The organism is Brachybacterium tyrofermentans, from assembly GCF_014897585.1.
Taxonomy (GTDB): Bacteria; Actinomycetota; Actinomycetes; order Actinomycetales; family Dermabacteraceae; genus Brachybacterium; species Brachybacterium tyrofermentans.
Map to the genome: position 1 here is coordinate 25,427 of NZ_JABUXW010000027.1, position 18,214 is coordinate 43,640.

The 18,214-nt window shown below is 69.6% G+C and carries 19 protein-coding genes; 13 read left to right on the forward strand and 6 right to left on the reverse strand.

Translation table 11 applies throughout. The annotated features are described in order from the left end of the window. Positions 1 to 1,500 carry an ABC transporter substrate-binding protein gene (locus INT49_RS16960; RefSeq protein ID WP_193118929.1) on the reverse strand — a complete coding sequence of 500 codons (1,500 nt, stop codon included), beginning with the start codon at positions 1,498 to 1,500 and terminating at the stop codon, positions 1 to 3. 114 nt (positions 1,501 to 1,614) lie between these two features. Here INT49_RS16960 and INT49_RS16965 point away from each other — a divergent pair, with 114 nt between their 5' ends. After that, positions 1,615 to 2,301 carry a TetR/AcrR family transcriptional regulator gene (locus INT49_RS16965; protein WP_193118930.1) on the forward strand — a complete coding sequence of 229 codons (687 nt, stop codon included), beginning with the start codon at positions 1,615 to 1,617 and terminating at the stop codon, positions 2,299 to 2,301. Positions 2,302 to 2,319: 18 nt separating this feature from the next. Here INT49_RS16965 and INT49_RS16970 read toward each other — a convergent pair whose 3' ends face one another. Next, complete coding sequence (locus tag INT49_RS16970) at positions 2,320 to 2,715, reverse strand: Fur family transcriptional regulator (protein WP_193118931.1); 396 nt, start codon at positions 2,713 to 2,715, stop codon at positions 2,320 to 2,322. A gap of 75 nt (positions 2,716 to 2,790) precedes the next feature. Here INT49_RS16970 and INT49_RS16975 point away from each other — a divergent pair, with 75 nt between their 5' ends. Further along, a complete protein-coding gene (locus INT49_RS16975) occupies positions 2,791 to 3,123 on the forward strand; it encodes an ArsR/SmtB family transcription factor (protein WP_319021678.1) in 333 nt (110 codons plus the stop codon). 14 nt (positions 3,124 to 3,137) lie between these two features. Beyond that, positions 3,138 to 3,434, forward strand: coding sequence for a hypothetical protein (locus INT49_RS16980; protein WP_193118932.1), 297 nt, complete (start codon positions 3,138 to 3,140; stop codon positions 3,432 to 3,434). 63 nt (positions 3,435 to 3,497) lie between these two features. On the opposite strand, the gene INT49_RS16985 is transcribed toward INT49_RS16980, so the two are convergent. Further along, positions 3,498 to 4,343, reverse strand: coding sequence for a GTP-binding protein (locus INT49_RS16985; RefSeq protein ID WP_319021679.1), 846 nt, complete (start codon positions 4,341 to 4,343; stop codon positions 3,498 to 3,500). 255 nt (positions 4,344 to 4,598) lie between these two features. On the opposite strand from INT49_RS16985, the gene ykgO reads away from it, so the two are divergent. The 5 genes from ykgO (at position 4,599) to INT49_RS17010 (ending at position 8,426) form a co-directional block, all read left to right on the forward strand. After that, positions 4,599 to 4,721, forward strand: a complete 123-nt coding sequence (gene ykgO / locus INT49_RS16990) for a type B 50S ribosomal protein L36 (protein WP_193118934.1) — start codon at positions 4,599 to 4,601, stop codon at positions 4,719 to 4,721. A gap of 32 nt (positions 4,722 to 4,753) precedes the next feature. Continuing rightward, a complete protein-coding gene (locus INT49_RS16995; protein ID WP_193118935.1) occupies positions 4,754 to 5,644 on the forward strand; it encodes a fructose bisphosphate aldolase in 891 nt (296 codons plus the stop codon). A gap of 10 nt (positions 5,645 to 5,654) precedes the next feature. Further along, positions 5,655 to 5,930, forward strand: coding sequence for a hypothetical protein (locus INT49_RS17000; RefSeq protein WP_193118936.1), 276 nt, complete (start codon positions 5,655 to 5,657; stop codon positions 5,928 to 5,930). Positions 5,931 to 6,264: 334 nt separating this feature from the next. Beyond that, positions 6,265 to 7,383 carry an NAD(P)/FAD-dependent oxidoreductase gene (locus tag INT49_RS17005; protein ID WP_193118937.1) on the forward strand — a complete coding sequence of 373 codons (1,119 nt, stop codon included), beginning with the start codon at positions 6,265 to 6,267 and terminating at the stop codon, positions 7,381 to 7,383. Then, the gene (locus tag INT49_RS17010) at positions 7,377 to 8,426 is read left to right on the forward strand and encodes an arsenic resistance protein (protein ID WP_193118938.1); all 1,050 of its coding nucleotides are present in this window, start codon (positions 7,377 to 7,379) and stop codon (positions 8,424 to 8,426) included. Before INT49_RS17005 ends, INT49_RS17010 begins: the two co-directional genes overlap by 7 nt. A gap of 166 nt (positions 8,427 to 8,592) precedes the next feature. Here INT49_RS17010 and INT49_RS17015 read toward each other — a convergent pair whose 3' ends face one another. Next, a complete protein-coding gene (locus INT49_RS17015; protein ID WP_193118939.1) occupies positions 8,593 to 9,654 on the reverse strand; it encodes a CobW family GTP-binding protein in 1,062 nt (353 codons plus the stop codon). Positions 9,655 to 9,734: 80 nt separating this feature from the next. Here INT49_RS17015 and INT49_RS17020 point away from each other — a divergent pair, with 80 nt between their 5' ends. The 5 genes from INT49_RS17020 to INT49_RS17040 are packed head-to-tail and all read left to right on the forward strand — an operon-like array spanning position 9,735 to position 13,862. Next, positions 9,735 to 10,793: a FecCD family ABC transporter permease gene (locus INT49_RS17020; RefSeq protein ID WP_319021680.1), complete on the forward strand. Its 1,059-nt coding sequence runs from the start codon at positions 9,735 to 9,737 to the stop codon at positions 10,791 to 10,793. Further along, positions 10,790 to 11,575: an ABC transporter ATP-binding protein gene (locus tag INT49_RS17025; RefSeq protein WP_193118940.1), complete on the forward strand. Its 786-nt coding sequence runs from the start codon at positions 10,790 to 10,792 to the stop codon at positions 11,573 to 11,575. Before INT49_RS17020 ends, INT49_RS17025 begins: the two co-directional genes overlap by 4 nt. After that, positions 11,572 to 12,552, forward strand: a complete 981-nt coding sequence (locus INT49_RS17030; RefSeq protein WP_193118941.1) for an ABC transporter substrate-binding protein — start codon at positions 11,572 to 11,574, stop codon at positions 12,550 to 12,552. The genes INT49_RS17025 and INT49_RS17030 overlap by 4 nt, the downstream gene beginning before the upstream one ends. Positions 12,553 to 12,577: 25 nt before the next feature. Next, positions 12,578 to 13,222 (forward strand): class I SAM-dependent methyltransferase, encoded by a 645-nt coding sequence (locus INT49_RS17035; RefSeq protein WP_193118942.1) that lies wholly within the window; start codon positions 12,578 to 12,580, stop codon positions 13,220 to 13,222. 22 nt (positions 13,223 to 13,244) lie between these two features. Then, positions 13,245 to 13,862, forward strand: coding sequence for a helix-turn-helix domain-containing protein (locus INT49_RS17040; RefSeq protein ID WP_319021681.1), 618 nt, complete (start codon positions 13,245 to 13,247; stop codon positions 13,860 to 13,862). Positions 13,863 to 14,226: 364 nt separating this feature from the next. Here INT49_RS17040 and INT49_RS17045 read toward each other — a convergent pair whose 3' ends face one another. Then, entirely contained in the window at positions 14,227 to 15,996 is a 1,770-nt protein-coding gene (locus INT49_RS17045) for a YcaO-like family protein (RefSeq protein ID WP_193118944.1), read from the reverse strand. Continuing rightward, positions 15,993 to 18,188, reverse strand: a complete 2,196-nt coding sequence (locus INT49_RS17050) for a YcaO-like family protein (RefSeq protein WP_193118945.1) — start codon at positions 18,186 to 18,188, stop codon at positions 15,993 to 15,995. The genes INT49_RS17045 and INT49_RS17050 overlap by 4 nt, the downstream gene beginning before the upstream one ends. Positions 18,189 to 18,214 lie beyond the last annotated feature (26 nt).

An 18,214-nucleotide genomic window follows, 5' to 3' on the forward strand; every position in this document is an offset into this window, starting at 1 on the left:
TCAGTCGGTGAGGACGACCTGCGACAGGTCGGGGAACTGCAGCTCGCGCACCCCGGTCACCCCGTCGCGGGCGGCACTGATGTTCGGCACGAACACCGGCGCCAGTTCGTAGCCTTCCTCCCACAGCAGCCGCTGCGCCTCGTGCGAGGCGGTCAGCCGCTCCTCCGGCGTGGCGGCGCTGCGCGCCGTCTGCACGAGCGCGTCGACCTCCGGGAAGGTGCCGGGGGTGTGGTTGGGCTCGAACAGCGCCGGCGGGTTGTAACCGACCTTGAACGGCAGCGCCAACCATGCCGGGTAGTCGGCGAACAGCTGACCGGCCGGCAGCTCGCGCAGGGTCGCGTTCACCCCGACCGCCTGCAGGTCCTCCACGATCAGCGTCGCCGTCTCCACCATCCCCGGAAGCTCAGGACCTGCGGTCAGCTCGACGCTCATCCCTGCCGCGCCTGCCTCCTCGAGCAGCCGCCTGGCCTCGTCAGGGTCGTGCTCGCGTTGCGGGATCGAGGCGTCGTAGCTGGCGAATCCGAGTGCCGGGAGGTCGTTGCCGAGCGAGGCGAGCCCGTAGTAGACGTTGTCGATGATCCGCTGCCGGTCGATCGCGAGCTTGAACGCCTCCCGCACGCGCGGGTCGTCGAACGGGGCCGTGGCGGTGTTCATCGTGAACGGCATGTAGGACACATATGGCGGCTCGCTGGTCGACACCGCCAGGCCATCGGCGCCGTCGAGGGTCTGCGCCTGGGCGGGGGTGATGCCACTGATGTAGTCAACCTGCCCCTGCCGCAGCGCGTTCACCCGGGCGGTGCCGTCGGGGATGGAGACCAGCTCGATCGCCTCCAGCGACGGTGCCTGTCCGTAGTAGTCGGGGTTGCGCTCCAGGAGCGTGGACTGACCCTGCTCGAACGCGGCGATCGTGAACGGCCCGGACGAGGGCGTGTCCGGGGCGAACTCGGTGGTGCCGTCCTGTATCGCCAGCATGCTCTGGCAGATCAGCTCCCGCCCGTCCGCGATCGGCGCGGCCGTCGGCAGCACCACGGTCGAGGCATCCGGCGTGGTTGCCGCGTCCAGGTCGAAGTTGCGGGCAACGAGCATGGTGAACGGCAGCCCTTCCAGCAGGACGGGTGCGCGCAGCGAGTAGAGCACGTCGGCCGAGGTCAGCGCGGCCCCGTCGGTGAACGAGACGCCGTCACGCACGTGCAGGGTGTACTCCGACAGATCGTCGGAGACGTCGATCGACTCCACCACGCCATACGCCACGCCATCGGACGCGCCCGGGTCGAGCTCGCACAGCGGCGCGTGAACGAGCCGAGCGCGCACGTAGTCCAGGGCCGTGGGGCCTTGGAAGTAGTTCAGCGTCTCGGTCGAACCGCCCGCGAACGCGGCCCGCAGCGTGCCGCCGCCCTCCGGGGAACTTTCGCCCTGTGGTGCTGCCGTGCAACCTGCCACCGTCAGCATCGCGGCCGCCGCGACGATCGCAGCCAGCCCCCGTTTCCTGCTCGACACCATCGAACACCATCACTTTCCATCGTCAGAGAGACACCGGCGACGGCCGGTGTTTACTATGTATACCATGAAGTTGAGAACGATTATCACTACAAGACGCCCGCTAGGATCGCCAGCATGGCTGACCTCTCGCTGAGCCGCGACGACATCGTCGAGGTGGCCCTGGACGTCACCCGAACCGATGGATTGCGGGCGGTAACAATGCGCGCGATCGCATCCCGCTTCGATGTGACTCCAATGGCGCTCTATCGGCATGTCGCCGACCGTGAGGAGCTGGTCCGGCTCGTCGCGGACCGCATCGGCAGCCTGGTGCATCCTGAGGCGCCGTCGGGGGCGCCATGGGAGCAGCTGGCTCGTGCGTGGGCCGTCGCGCAGCGAGGCACATTGCGGCAGCATCCCGGCGTCGCGGAGTGGCTGATGGCGAATGGGCCCGCCGGCGCGGAGGCTTATCGCCTGCTCGAGCTGCTGGCATCAGCATTGTGCGCCGGAGGTTTCGACGACGCCCGCGTCGCTCGTGGCGCCGCGCAGATCATGAGCTGGACGTTCTCACGGGTGGCGATCGAGGACAACGCTGACGCCCGTCGACGCACCAAGCGCCGCAATCGCGCGCGAGCCTTCGTCGCCGGGCTGAGCGAGGTTGATCCGGCGCAGTACCCCACCGCGGCGCGTATCGGACCGGAGTTTTTCACGCTCTCGATGCAGGAGATCTTCGACCTTGGCCTGGACTCGATCATCGCCGGCCTTCGCGCCGGCCTGACGTCTGCGGAGCCGGCGCTTGGCCACGGACGGAGCCCTTCGCTCTAACTCGTCGGCGGGGAGGTCTCAGACCGCGCAGGCTGCGCAGCGCCCGAAGACCTCGACGACGTGCCGCGTCACGGTGAAGCCATTGTGTGCGGCTGCGGCGAGGATCCAATCCTCGCTGGGCGGGTCGATTTTGACAGCCACCCCGCAGTTCTCGCACACCAGGTGGTGATGGTGGTCGCCGGGCTCGCACGCGCGGAACAACTGGCCTCCGGCCACGTTGATGGTGTCGGCGCGGCCAGTCTCAACGAGGGCGTTCAGCTGCCGGTAGACGGTCGCGAGCCCTACCGCCGTGCCCTCCTCGTTGAGCCGGTGGTGCAGCTCCCCGGCGGAGATGAAACCAGGCGCGGTCTCCAGCGCCTCTTTCACCGCCTCCTTCTGGACGGTGTTGCGGCGGTCGTGGATCGTGGCGGACATACTCGCCTCCCTTCTGGGATGAGAACCCTTCCCAGTAGTATAGTCACATTGCAATCTGTTTATGTGTGTGATGGGATGGATGACATGGACACAGGACCAGGGCTTGCAGCTGCGGCACAGTTGTTCAAGGTCCTCGGTAGCGAGGCGAGGCTGGGCCTGCTGCATGTGATCGGGCAGGAGCCGCGCACCGTGGGCGCTCTGGCCGAGTCGACGGGCTTGTCGCAGCCGCTGGTCTCCCAGCATCTGCGGACGCTGCGTCAGGCGGGCCTGGTGACCTCGAGCCGCAACGGCAAAGAGGTCACGTACCAGTTGGCGGATCTGCATGTGAGTCATGTGATCGCCGATGCGCTCGCTCACGTCCAAGAACCTGCCGCGGGCCTGTCCGCGGACAAGAACCCATCGAAATAGCAGAAGGAGTCATCATGACCATCGCCGACGTCCATGCGGAGCACAGCACCGCGGAGCATAAGCACGGCGCCGACTGCGGCCACGAGGCCGTCCCGCACGGCGACCACACGGACTACGTGCACGGCACGCACCGCCACGCGCTGCACGGTGATCACTACGACGAGCACGAGTCGGTTGCCGAGCACACCCGCGAGGCTCACGCGCACGGCGCTGGCTGCGGACATGAGACGGTTCAGCACGACGACCACGTCGACTACGTCCACGACGGGCACAAGCGCGCCGTTCATGCGGACCACTACGACGAGCACTGACCCGCTCGCTGCTGGCAAGGGGTGTGCCGCGTCTGCGGCGCACCCCTTTGTCATCTCTGCTCGTTACTCGCTGCGGTCGGCGGCCTTCGCCCAGGTCGGGAAGGGGTCGGGGAACCTCACCCACGCGGCAGGGCCGGCGGCGAGCTCGGCATCGCTGAGCGCGGCCTTGTCGAGCGCGGCGACGAGGCCGTCGTGGTCGAGGTCGAGACCGATGAAAGCGAGGTCCTGCCCGAGCGCCAGCAGCTCATCCTCGCCCTCGAGCCGGTCGTCGATCGCGAGGGGGTTCAGGGCGATCACTCGACCGATATGCTCCCACTGAGCCACGATCCCAGGACGGGTGGCGAGCCGGCAGAACCCGGCCGAGCGCACGACGGCACCAAACTCGCCGGGTTCGATCCGGTCGTCCAGAAGATGCTTGAGGCGACCGGGATGCAGGGGGCGGACTTGCTCGTAGCGCAATGCGCTCACACGCGGGTCGGTCATGTGCGGGTCGAAGTCGCCATTGAGTAAGCGCACCCACCCTGGGCGGTCCTGCTCGACCGAGTACGCCTGCCCCGGTTCGAGGCGCTCGAGGCTGTCCTGATGCAGCCGCAGCCGGGCGTGCGGGCTCAGGTGGTTCAGTAGCGCCATCACGACCGCGAGATCGGGCGGTGTCAGCACCTTCCAGTTCACTAGCACGATCGTCGAGGCGTACTCGATCTGGGTGACGGTGAGCTGAGCCCGCGCGGCCAGCGGCGCCGCGATTCCGCTGTCGGCGTCTCGCAGCGGCAGGTAGTCGTCCCGGTGCAGATCGTCCAGCAAATGAGCGGCGTCGACCACGCACACTAATCCGAGCAGTCGGGTGCGGTCGTCGAAGTCGACGAAGGCGCCGATCAACTCGGTCGCAACCACCTCGTCGGGCAGCTCCACCACTACTCCTGCCGCCGGATCGGTCCATGACGCGAGTACCGCTGCCTCTTGCGCCGGATCGGGCGACCCGGCCAGACGGGCAGCGGAGAAGAACGCTCGGTTCGTCGCCTTCGCCAGCCGCTTCGCGTAGCTCAGCCTTTCCGGCCCGCATGCTCCGACAACCGCGATTACGCCTACTGCATCCACCCGTTGTTCCTCGTTCCGTTCGCTACCGGTATGCTCACTAATGATAACTATTCTCATCTAGGAGTTGCCATGAAGGTCCGTGCCTCACTCAAGTCGCTCAAGAACCAGCCCGGTGCGCAGGTCGTGCGCCGCCGCGGGCGGGTCTACGTCAACAACAAGCTCAACCCGCGCTTCAAGGGCCGCCAGGGCTGACCCCGCGCCGCGCAACCATCAGAGGAGCAACGATGCCCGACGCCACCCAGACGACCCGCTTCGAGACCGGGCAGGGATTCATCGCCGCCCTGGACCAGAGCGGCGGCAGCACCCCGAAGGCCCTCGCCCACTACGGGATCGACGAGTCGCAGTACGCGAACGAGGCGGAGATGTTCGACCTCATCCACGCCGCCCGCACTCGCGTGATCACTAGCCCGGCGTTCACCAGTGAGCGGATCCTCGGCGCTATCCTGTTCGAAGGCACTCTCGACCGCGAGATCGAGGGCCACGCCGTCGCCGAGCACCTCTGGGCCATCAAGGGGATCATTCCCTTCCTGAAGATCGACAAGGGCCTCCAGGCGCAGCGTGACGCCGTGCAGCCGATGCGCGAGATCCCCGACCTCGACGCGCTCCTTCACCGTGCGGCCGAGCGGGGGATCTTCGGCACAAAGGAGCGCTCGGTCATCCATGCGGCGAACCCGGCCGGCATCGAGGTGATCGTCACGCAGCAGTTCCGCATCGCCGAGCACGTCCTGGCTGCGGGCCTGGTCCCGATCCTCGAACCCGAGGTCGACATCCACGCCGCCGACAAGGCCGAGGCGGAGGAGGTGCTCAAGGCCGAGCTGCTGCGCCAGCTCGACGGGCTCGCAGGCGATGGGAAGGTCGCCATCAAGGTCACCATCCCCACGGTTGACGGTTTCTACACAGATCTGATCGCCCACCCCCGGGTCGCCCGCGTCGTGGCACTGTCCGGCGGCTACGCCCGCGACGAGGCGAACCTCCGGCTGGCCCGCAGCCCGGGCCTGATCGCGAGCTTCAGCCGCGCCCTGCTTGACCGGCTCACCGCACAGCAGAGCGAGGATGAGTTCGACCGCACCCTGGACGCGTCGATCGAGTCCATCTACCGGGCCTCGATCACCTGACGGGAATCCCGTGAGCATCACTGAGCCGTCGTGGGTGTCCGAGGCACAGTTCCGCTCGATCCAGGCCGGGCTGCGCGTGGTGGCCGCCTGGGCCGATGCCGAGCACGAGCCAGAGGCCGCCTTCGACGGGGCGTTGCGCCGTGAGCCCGACTCGGCGGATGTCGTCGTCGGGCTGGCGACGGTGTCCCGGCTGCTAGCAATCGAACTGGGGGTAGCGACCGGGACCACCGAGGGTGCCGTCCTCGCCCGGCTCGGCGCATTGGTCGATCGCATGCAGCACTCCTGAGCCGAGGGCCTCGGGCCTACCACGGGAGATACCTACGGGCCAAGCCTCCAGCGGCGCTCGAACTCGCGCTCACGCTGCCGGCACGCCTGGTCGTTTCTGCGCTGACGGTCCAGGGCTTCTCGTTCCTCGGGACTCGGTCCAATCTGACCTGATCTGGGGAGCGCCCGGTCAGGAGGCCGTTGTCGCAGCCGGAGGATGGTCGCTGCCGGCGCGCCCGTCTGGAGCGCTGGGTGGTGAGCCATGTCGCCTCCTGTGAACTGTCAGGCGCGATTCGCGAGGAGTAGTGCGCCTATCGTAGGCTGTTGAGAATGATTCTCAACTAGATTGCGAGCCCATGCCGACAGATTCCAAGACCCCCGACGCCCTTGTCATCGGCGCCGGACCCGCCGGGATCGGCACCGCCCTGGCTCTGGCGGCCGTGGAGGACCTGACCTTCGGGGTGCTCGAGCGCGGTCAGATCGGCCAGACGTTCCTGGACTGGCCCGCAGAACAGATGTTCCTCACCCCGTCGTTCACCGGCAACGGATTCGGTGCCACCGACCTGAATGCCGTACATCCGGAGACCTCTCCGGCGTTCAGCCTCGGGGTGGACTATCCGACCGGGCCGCAGTACGCGAAGTATCTGCGCAGCGTCGTGAAGCACTTCCGGGTCCCGGTGCTGGACGGCACGGAGGTGACCGCGGTCACCCGTCACGAACTGGGATTCGAGATCCAGTGTGGCCGCGGACCCGTGGTGGCCCGGTCGCTGGTGTGGGCCGGCGGCGAGTTCCACCAGCCACTGGATCCGCGCATCTCCGGCAGCGGCCTCGCCGATCCCGGCCGCACGCCCGAGGCATGGGAGCCCCGCAGCGGCCGTGTGTTGGTGATCGGCGGATACGAGTCGGGTATCGACATCGCCTGCCACCACGTCGAACAGGGAGCGCACGTCACGATCGTCGACCGGTCCACTCCCTGGGACGCCCGCACCGGATCCGACCCCTCCTTCCGACTGGCACCACGCTCGCGAACCCGTCTGAAAGCTGCGCAAGCCACCGGTCGGCTGATCCTGATCGATGCGCACGCCGGCGGCGTCAAGCGCGACGGCGCCGAGTGGGTCGTGAGCCTGGACAACGGGACCCGCGTCCGGGTCGACTCGCGACCGATCGCGGCCACCGGCTACGGGCCCGGGCTCGGCCCGGTCGAGCACCTGTTCGAGAGCCGGCCGGACGGCTGGCCCGAGCTTGACGAGGACGACCAATCCACGATCGCTCCCGGCCTGTTCCTGTCGGGCCCGGCGATCCGACACGGCGGGCTGAAGTTCTGCTTCGTCTACAAGTTCCGCCAACGCTTCGCCCACATCGCCCGCGTCATCGGCGAGCGGGCTGGGAAGGACGCCGGGGCCTTGGAAGCGTGGCGCGCCGCCGGGATGCTCACCGACGACCTCTCGTGCTGCGGCGTGGAGTGCGCATGTTGACCGCCCCGCTGCGTACCGGCGTCACGACCGTGCTGTTTCTCGCCGCGATCCTCGCCGGCAGCCTGCTGGGTTCTCTCGCCCCGGCCACGGGGCAGAGCGTCGCGGGGCTCACCGACCCGCTGATCTTGTTGCTGGTCGGGAGTCTGTTCTTCACCCTGCGCCTGGACGGACTGCCCGCGCTGCGCCGCGCACCGCGGACGGTGCTGCTGGCGGTGGGGATGAACTTCCTCGCCGTCCCGCTGATCGCGCTCGCGCTCACCGCGTTGCTGCCAGACGACGCCTTGCGCTTCGGTGTCCTCATCTACTGCCTGGCACCCTGCGCCGACTGGTTCCTCGGCTTCACCCGCTTGGCCGGTGGGGACACCATGACCGGGGCGGCTCTGATCCCCGTGCAGCTGACTCTCCAGCTGCTCCTGTACCCCGTGTGGCTCGCCCTGTTCGCACGCGAGCACGTCGACGGGCTCGTCGCTTCCGCGGCCCCGACGCTGCTGACATGGTTCGTCCTCCCGGCGGTCGTCGGCCTCGGACTGCGACTGCTGCTGCGCCTCGTGCTGCCTGCGGGCGTTCGGCGCGGGATCGTCGCCGCGGTTGATGGGGCTGTTCCCGGAGTCATCGCCGCGGTGATCGTGGCCATCTTCGCGGGCAATGTCGGCACGATCCTCGCCGACCCTGCGTCATTCGCGTGGGTGCTGGTCGTGGTGTTCCTGTTCTTCGCCGTCACCTACGCGGCCGGTGAGGGTGTCTCGCGGCTGTTCCGACTGCGCCATCCCGAGCACGCGCTACTGACGATGACCACCTCGGCCCGAAACGCCCCGCTGATGCTCGCCGTCACGACCGTCGCGCTCCCAGACCAACCCGTCGTGCACGCCGCGATCATCCTCGGCATGCTCATCGAGTTCCCCCATCTCACGGTCATCACGGCACTGCTGCGCCGCCGACACGGCGACGGTCAAGACAGGACGTCGCCGGCGAGCGTGACGACGAGCGGTGCGAAGCCGCGGCGGCTCCAGAACGGGCCGGACAGCACGTTGTCGTCGACGTAGTGCAACAGCACATCGTCCAGGCCACGGTCGGCAAACCCGGGCGACGGGCTCTGCCGGGCGATACCCGTAGCGACCAGTTCAAGGACCGCATCCGGTTCCTCCGCGATGCGACGCAACGTGTTCATCTACTCGTCCTGCTTCCTCTTTGGGACTTTGTCCGGCTTGTTCAGTCGCTGAGTCGGCGGTAGCGGTGCAGCCGCCGCAGGCCCGCCGCATCAGGCCAGTCCGCGGGCGCGGCGGCGACCGCTGCCAACGCCGGCTGCGCGAGCGCCGGACCCAGGTCTGGGCCGATGGCGACGAGCTCACCCGTAGCTGGAGGCTCAGGCAAGGGTGCTACGTGGATCATCCGCCCGACGACGTTCACCAGATATCCGCGCTCGGCCCTCGGGCCGCGCACCCGGACGCGCCCCTTCACCCGGTAAGCACCCTGCGGCGGATCCTCGAGCAGATCGATCAGCGCCCCGGGCGCCACCGGTCCGCTCAGCGCCACCGTGGCGGCGCGAGCGTGCTCGTGTCGCTCGTGGCCGTGGTGCTCGTCGCGCATCAGCGCGGCGATGGGCAGCTCGTCCTCGGGCTCGGTCTGGCTCGCGGTGTCGAACACCAGGGCAGGGTCGATCCGCCCAGCCTCGGCCACGACCAACTGTGCGTACCGGTTACGCGCACGCACCCGCTGCCCGATGCGCTCGACCGTGCGCTCCCGCTCGGCGGCAGGCAGCAGATCGCTCTTGCCGATCACAACAAGGGTCGCCGCCGCGTAGCGCAGCGGCGGGTCCGGCCAGGTGTCCACGGTGCGAAAGTGCTCGACCGCGTCGATCACCTCGACGACCCCGCCGGGCCTGACCCGCTCGACCCCGCTGAAACGGATCATCCGGGCCAACGTCACCGGATCCGCCGCTCCGCTGGCCTCCACCACGATCGCATCCAGCCGCAACCGCGGGTGGGCGAGCTTCTCCAACGCGTCATCGAACCCACCGGCATCGGGGAGGCAGCACACGCATCCTCCGGAGATCCCCGCCACCTCATCGATCTGGCCAGACACGAGCGCCGCGTCCACGTTCAGCGTGCCGAAGTCGTTGACGACCACCCCGATCCGGGCGCCGGGGGCTCGCAGCAGGTGGTTGAGCAGGGACGTCTTGCCCGCCCCGAGATACCCGGTCACCGCGACCACTGGCACCCGCCCCCACACCGGCGGCCGGAGCCCGTTACGCGTGTCTTGCTGATTCGGCATGAGAATTTTCACCCGCTCCCATCGCCGTCGTACCGTTTCCCCAGAAGTCTACTGAGAACGATTATCACTTGGGAGGGCGTGTGACGACGACCGCGAGCAGCGCCGCCGACACGCTCTCCCGCCCGCGCGGCCCGAGGGGCTGGGTGTGGACCGGTGCCGGCCTGCTCGTTGTCGGTGTCGCCGTGGCCGGCGTCCTCATCGGCCAGGTCACCGTGCCTTTGGGTGAGGTCTGTCAGGTGATCGCCACGAACCTGTTCGGGGCACCACCGTCCGCCGGTCGGATGGCGGAGCAGATCGTGTGGGACGTGCGCCTCCCGCGCGTGCTCGGCGGCATCGTCGTCGGCATCGCCCTGGCCGTGACCGGGGTCGTGATCCAGGCCGTCGTCCGCAACCCCCTCGGCGACGCCTACGTGATCGGCGTCACCCCGGGCGCGAGCCTGGGCGCCGTCGCCGCGATCGTCCTGCTCGGCGCCGGCAGCCTCGGCATCACCGCCGCCGCGTTCGCCGGAGCGATCGCCGCGTTCCTGGTGATCATCGCCCTCGCCCGCGGCGGCGGCGGGTGGGCCCCCGGGCGGGTGATCCTCTCCGGCGTCGCGATCGGCTACCTGCTGGCCGCGGCCACCTACTTCCTGCAGATCATGGCCACCCCGACCCAACTGCAGCGCGCCCTGTTCTGGACCCTTGGATCCGTCGCCGGCGTCGGCTGGGACGACCTGCCCCTGCTCACGATCGTCACCGTCCTCGGCTGCGGATGGATGCTGCTGCGCTCCCGCTGGCTCGACGCACTTGCCGCCGGCCCCGAGCTGGCACGCTCCCAGGGCGTCCCGGTGGGCCTGTTCCAGCTCGAACTGATGAGCATCGCCGGGCTCATCACCGCGTGTGTCGTCTCGGTCGTGGGCGGGATCGGGTTCGTCGGGCTTGTCATCCCGCACGCCGCCCGGTTCCTCGTCGGCGCCGCCCACCGCCGGGTCCTGCTGGCGAGCCTACTGCTGGGGGCCGCGTTCCTTCCTGCCGCCGACATCCTCGCCCGCACCCTGCTGGCACCCACGGAGCTGCCGATCGGCATCCTCACGGCCGCCGTCGGCGCCCCGCTGTTCATCGCCCAGCTCGCCCGCACCGACCGGAGAGCGCCGGCATGAGCGTCGAACTGGACGCCATCTCGGTGCGCATCGGTGCGGCGCAGATCCTCGAGGGCATCACGGACACCGTCACGGATGGGGCGATGGTGGGGTTGCTAGGTCCGAACGGCTCGGGCAAGTCCACGCTGCTGCGCACGATCTGGCACGCCCTGGCACCCTCGCACGGGGCCGTGCTCATCGACGGCACCGATGTCGCCGGCCTGCCCACCCGGGAGCTGGCCCGTCGGGTCGGGGTACTCATGCAGGACGACGGCACCGACGCCCGCCACACCGTCCGCGAAGTCGTCGAGACCGGCCGCCTCCCGCACCGTCGCCTGCTGGGCGCCGACGAGGATCCCCGAGACCGGGTCGGCGAGGCCCTCGCCGCAGCCGGGGTCACTCATCTGGCGGATCGGCGGATCGACACCCTCTCGGGTGGGCAAAGGCAGAGGGTGCTCGCCGCCCGCACCCTCGCCCAGACCACGCCGCTCGTGCTCTTGGACGAGCCGACGAACCACCTCGACCTGGCAGCCCAGCACGACCTGCTCGGCCTGTTCCGCCGCCTGAGCGTCACGGTCATCGCCGCCCTGCACGACCTGAACCTCGCCGCCGTCTACTGCGACCGGCTGCACCTGCTCGACCAGGGGCGGCTGGTCGCCTCCGGCAACCCGGACGAGGTGCTCACCCCGGAAATCATCGGCGACGTGTTCGGCGTCGCCGCCGCCGTCACCACCAACCCCCTCACCGGAACCCGCGCGATCCACCTCGGCCCGCGCCTCATCACAGAAAGCACACCCACATGACCGCATCCCGCACTCGTCTCACGGCACCCGCCGTGCTACTGCTGACCGGGCTAGCTCTCGCCGGCTGCTCCGCCACCCCCTCCGAGGCGCCCAGCACCTCGAGCGACACCGCCGGCTATCCGGTCACGGTGTCCTCGTGCGGACAGGACTTCACCTACAAGAAGGCGCCTGAACGTGTGGTGCTCGGCAACTGGCGCACCCTGGAGACCCTCGATGCCCTCAGTGTCGGCGACTCCGTGACGGGTGTCGTCCTCGGACCCGATGACCGCGGTCAGGCGCCCGCGGACCTGCCCGCGGGTGTCGACGTGGTCTCCCCGGACGTGATCCCCGCCCGCGAGCCGGTCATCGAGGCCGCGCCCGACCTGTTCCTGTCCTTCAACGAGGCACAGCTGGTCGGCCAGGGCACGCTGTCCTACGACGACCTCGCTGGCATCGGCGCGAACGCCTACGTCATGGGCGCCTACTGCGCCCAGTCGACAGGCACCCAGTCGATCGAGACCGTCTACACCGACATCACCAACCTCGGGAAGATCTACGACGTGCCCGCCCAGGCCGAGGAGCTCAATACGGAGCTCAAGGACCGCGTCGTGACCGCGAAGGAATCCCTGGGTGGCAGCACCGCGACGGTCGCGTTCTTGAAGGTCGTCGGCGGCAAGGTCTACGCGATCGGCGGCTACCCAGTCTCGGCGTTCACCGAGGCACTCGGGCTCACCAACGAGTTCGCCGACCTGCCGACCGCGTTCGCCGAGCTCAACACCGAGCAGGCGCTCTCGATGGACCCCGACATTGTGTTCGTGAACTACGTCGGAGACGAGCAGGCCGCGATCGCCGACCTCACCGCAGCCCTTCCCGACCTCGCCGCGGTCACCGAGAACCGCGTCTACGGCGCCGACGAGAACCTCGCCCAGGGCAGCGGCGTCGGCATTGTCAACGCGCTCGAGGCGATCGCCGCCGACGTCAAGACCGCCGGCCAGTGAGAGGACGCAGATCGTGACCAGACCCATGCCGACCGCCCCGGTCTTCTGGGACGGGTTCTACACCGACCACACCCGGGCCGAGCAGGGACCGGTGAACCGCATCCTCATCTCCGAGGGCGAATGGCTGGCCCCGGGCGCCGCGCTCGACCTCGGCTGCGCGGAAGGTGCCGACGCGATCTGGCTGGCTCAGCATGGCTGGGACGTCCTCGGCGTCGACGCCTCCCAGATCGCGGTGGAGCGCGCCCAGGCACATGCTGACAGGCTGGGTTTGGGGCAGCGGGCGCGCTTCGCGCAACACGACCTCAGCACCGACTTCCCACCTGGGCGCTTCGACCTCGTCTCGGCGCAGTTCCTGCACTCGCCCGTCGCCGGCCGCGGCGAGCGGGAGCGGATCCTGCGCCGCGCGACCGAGGCCGTCGCGCCCGGCGGGCACCTGCTCGTGGTGTCGCACTGGAGCGTGCCCCCCCGGCACCCGCCGATGCCCGACCCAGGGCATCCGATCAACCTCACCCTGCAGTCGCCGGCGGAGAATCTTGCCGCTTTGCAGCTTGCGGAGGGCGGCTGGGAAGTGGTGCGCGACGAGCTCGACCGGATCGAGCTCGCCGGACCCGAAGGGCGGTCCGGCGTCCGTGAGGACCATGTGCTACACCTTCGTAGGCTGGAGTCATGACGCGGATGATCGGATCCGCCCGGTGACGGACCAGGCACCGGAGGATCGTCGGCCCGACCTCACGCAGGCAGTCCTGCGCGAGGTCGGGCCGCGCCTGCGCGCCGCCCGCTTGAAACGCGACCTCACCCTCGAAGCGCTCTCCGACACCACCGGGATCTCCCCATCGACACTGTCCCGGTTGGAGTCGGGCAAGCGTGCGCCGAACCTGGAGTTGCTGATCCCGGTCACCCGTGCCTTGCGGCTCAGTCTGGACGATCTGCTCATGTGGACCGCCCCCGACCCGCGCATCCGCTCCCGCACCCAGCGGTTCGGGAACCTCACCGTCGAGTACCTCTCACCCGAGTCCGCGCCCGTCCAGACGTTCAAGATGACCCTTACCCCGACGAACGAGCCCATCCAGACCCGGTCGCACGATGGTTACGAATGGTGCTACGTCCTGCGTGGCCGTGCCCGCGTCATTCTCGGTGACCGCGAACTCGTCATCGAGGCAGGGCAGGCCGCCGAGTTCGACACTCGCCTCCCGCATGGGGTCGCCGCCCTCGGCAGCGAGCCTGTCGAGATCTTGTCCATCTTCAACCGCAGCGGGGAACGTATCCACCTGCCCGAGTTCGGAGCGATTGACCCGCCCACGGCACGCTGAGCACCGTTCGTGAGTCCGTGACGTCTCGAGGCGGGTGCATGATGGTGGGACGAAACATCAGCAGCTGTGCTTTCTTGTAGACGTTTCATGTCGAAGTCAGGGTGATCGAAGTGGCTGCGCTGGCGCCAGGCACCGCTGAGCGTGAGCGCCTGTACCGCAGTGGGCTCTATCGCGCTGCGCGCGAGGGCCGCTATGAGCGGATCGCGCGTGGCATCTATCTTCCCGCGGACCATGCCGCCGCGGACTGGGACTGGCAGGAGGCAGCGACCCGCCGAGGCGACGATCTGCCTGACCTCCGCCATGGCACACCACGACCTGACCGACGCGTTTCCGGCCGACCTGGATATGGCGATCCCGCTGCGGCTCACCAGCCGGGGTAAGGAACCGTGTTGGTGTCGTAGTCGAACGCCGCGGCGCCGAGGCGGGCCAGGGCAGGGGCGAGCAGCCGGACCGCATGAGCGCCGGCGCGGCGGACCCGATCGGTCGTCACGTCGACCTGGACGACCTGAGTAGACCTCCGCAGCGTCTCGAACGGGGAGACCGGGGCTGATCCAGTGTGATCTGCATGGCCCTCGGGACGCGTGCGCTGCCGGGTTTCCTCCGCCACGACGGGGTCCAGGCCGTGCTGCAGGTGGCACATCGGGTCGATGAGGAGCCGTCGGCCCGCGAACGCTGCACTGTACCCACGTGCGGGATCGTGGGGTGCCAGGCCCGCGACTCCTCCGTTGCCGAGCCGTTCGGCGCGGCGGATGAGGCCGTCGGGTCGGTCGAGGTCGCGTGCGGAGGCGTGCTGGACGAGCGCCTCGCTGACGGCTCTGGTCGCCGCTTCGTCGGCTGTGCTCGCGCATCCGTATCCGAGGGCGACGATGTCCTCGTCCGTGTCGTCGATGACGGCCAGCCGCACGGGTGCGCCGTACGGCGTGGGGACCTCCAGGACCGTCACCCTCCACGGGCTCTCGCCCCACCCGTCCGTCACGGCCTGAGGCGGCGGAGCTTCCGCGAGATGAGTGCTGCCGTCCCTCCACCAGTGGGCGACGGCGTCCTGGGCGATGAGGTGCGCCGCGGCCCGGTCACGGGCCTGCGCTGCGCTGAAGCCGGCCTGCAGCCCGACCAGGTTGTGGCCGTTGGTGGCGGGCAGGCCTTCGAGCCCAGAGGCCAGATAGCCGGCGTGGACCAGGCTCAGTGGCACCCAGCAGGACCCGCGCTCGTCCTTGCCTTCCAGCCACCACATGCGCTGCGCGGGATCGTCGCGGACGAACGGGAAGCCGGGGATGTCGTGCAGCCGGGGATCGTGGGGACGCCACTGGCTCACCGTCAGGACTCGGTGCCCTTCGCGCCGGAGCTCGTCGGCGCTGGCCGATCGGCGCGTCCCCTGGCCCAGGTACGCGCCGCACAGGTGGGCGATGCCGGACAGGACTCCCTCGTCGTGCGCGCTGAGGGGTGCTCCCTGCAGAGCCCCGGCCGGGGCAAGGGGGTCCGGCTGGTAGGTCGGGTCGACGCTGGTCAGATGGGGCAGCTCGGCGTGCAGGTGCACGAAGCCCTCGGGAGCCCGGGGCTCGGAGGGCCGCTCGACGACGCGGCGCAGGATCCCGGTGACCGGGTCGAGAAGGGCAGGCGGATCCAGCCGGTGTTCGTGCCAGGCGCCGTGCTCCCACCGCTCGAGCACGTCGGCGTCCGGCCAGGCGGTGCCCTCGACGTGCACGGGCTCGTCGATCAGCCCGGCAGAGAGGTCGTCGATGAGGGCGGGTCTCACCAGTGCGGCGGCGTGCTCGGGGTCCGCGATGGTCGCCAGCAGGCAGCCGACGACCTCCCGCGCAGTGTGCTCTGCTGTCTCGGGTTCGAGCCGCACGCGGTGGGCTTGGCCGGCGAAGGTCCACTGCGCGAGTGCCGGCTCGCCGATCATGTGGGCCGCCTGGGGCAGGGCGGCCAGGCACTCGAGCTTCAGCGCGCCATTCCCGGCGGGCGCGATCATCAGGTCGTCGTCCGGGTGCTCCTGGCGCAGCCTTCGGAGGAGGTCCTGGACCACCGGGTTCCCGATGTTGCTCGGCGGCGCGGCGACCTCGAAGCGCCGGCCCGCGTCCGTGCAGACCAGGAGTCGGTCGTCCCCGAGGGTATGGACGCTGAGACGGGTCATGCGTGGGGGATCGGGAAGTAGTTGAGCTCCGATTCGGCCAGCGGCGTCCTGCGCCATCCCAGCTCTACGGCGAGGTCCTGTACCCGGCCGTTGCCGAGGAACGGGAAGGCGGCGGGCGCGTTGCCGACCGTGCCCGGCACGATCGCCCGCACCACCGCCATGCCGGTGCTCGCCACGTCGGGCGAGGTGATGTCGACGACGATGACCTCGTGCCCCGCTGTTTCCAGGGCCGACCGGTACGCGTCGGGGCTGCGCTCGGGCAGGCTCGGCGTGTCGGCGAGCGTGCGGGTGACCGGTCGTTCCAGCAGGGGCGCGACACGCTCCACGGCGCGCGGATCGAGGTGGACCTGCTGCTGGACCATGAGGTCGTCGCAGTCGCGCATGTCCTTGCGGTAGGAGTCGAGGTACCGGCGATCGGCCCGCCAAGGCTTGAAGGAGCGGCTGTTGAGCTCACCTCGGCTCATCGCGTCCCAGTGCGCTCCGTCCGCCCGCAGCAGGTCGCGGCTGCCCTCTTGGAGGGTGCAGGCCTCGGTCCAGGCTTTCCGGGCGGCGTCCTCGGGGGTGTGGCGGCATGCGAACCCGACGTTGACGAGGGTGTCGACGTCGTTATGCAGGACCCCGGCGGCGACCGGCACGGAGAACTCGTTGTCGATCATGATCAGCGAGGGGCGCTGCCCGGCCTCGGCCGGCACCGAGTCCCAGAGGCGGGCCAGGTCGGCGGGGTCGGTGGCGTCGATCGGGTGGCCGTTCAGCCACCACACCATCGTCGCGTGCCGCTCGATGATCTCCTCCAGGGCCGAGGTGACCGCGTAGTCCATCGTGGGTCCCGCCGCAATCCCCGCGAACGGGCAGAAGTTCGTCACCGGAGCACCCGAGTGGCCGGCGGTGAACCAGTTGACGTAGACCATGCTCGCCGGGACCAGCACATCCTCGTCCCTGGTCAATGACCGGCCCGGGACCCAGGCCATCTCGAGGTCGGCGGTCATCCGCGCGAAAGGGAAGCCCGGCGCGTCGTACTGCGCGTCGGAGTAGAGGACCAGGTCGGCCGGGTCGAGCGCCCGCACCGGGCCGTGCCTCAGCGCCTCGTAGCTGGCGAACGTGACGGGCAGGGTGTCCAGGAGGTTGCCGCAATAGCGCTCGGCGGCCTCTCCGATCGCGCTGGCCCGCGCCTGCTGCGGATCGCCGAACGCGGAGCCTTGGCAAGAGGTGTTGTTCGCCCAGCGGGAGACGCGCCGCATGTTGCACACGTCGCTCTGGGCGGTTGCCAAAGAGGTCGGGATGCTGGGGTGGTGGGTCACGTCGCGGGTACGCTGGACCAGTCCGGTCACCATGTCGACGAGGTCGTCGGGGCTGTGCGGGAGGGATCGGCTGATCACGCTGCTGGGCAGCGGCAGCACGGGATGCGCGTCGATGCTGCCGTCCGACTGGATCTCGAAGACCGTGTCCCCGGGACGGTCTGCGCGCAGGATCCCCGTGGCCGCTGCCAGCGCGGTGCCGAGCTGGTGCGGCTGATGGCCGGAGTCCCCGCCGACGCCCGGCGTGCGCAGAGCACGGTGGGAGATCGCGTCGTAAGCCGCCGCCGTGCGTCGGTGAGCGAAGTCCTCGTAGTTGGCCCCGGTCCCTGGGGTGACGAACGGTCCCACCCAGAGGGTGGACCGGGTAAGCTCCACGGCGACCCACGGGGTGCGTGCATCGCTGCACAGCCGGTCGAGCGCGATGAGGGTGGCGTCGTCGCTCCCCGTCATTGCGTAGACGAGCAGTTCGCCGGTGCGGAACGCGCGGTGGACGACGCGCTGCCAGTCATCGGAGGGGACCGCGCGCACGCCATCGCTGCCGGCGGCGTGTTGGAGCGCGGCGACGAGCCGGGGCTCTCCGGTCACGAGCAGGTCGCCGGGCTGCGCGTCGGCTCCATCGCCGGGGTCGTAGTTGGGCCCGGACTCGGGCAACAGTCCCATGGCGCGCGGCGGCACGAACGCCCCGTCATTCACGAGGATCTCGTGCAGAGGAGCGGCGGCGGACTCCCACTGCGCCGGGAGGGCGGGAGACGCCTGTCCGGTCGCCCAGGCGTCGAGCATGCGCAGCGCCGTGGACGACGGCGCATCCACGCTCAGCGACCTCCCAGTCGGGGTGGTCACCAGGCAGCGTTCGGGTCCGAGCGCGCGGACCTCGGCCCTCGGGGTGGGCGTCGTCATCGTTGTTCCTCCGTCGTCAAGGCGTG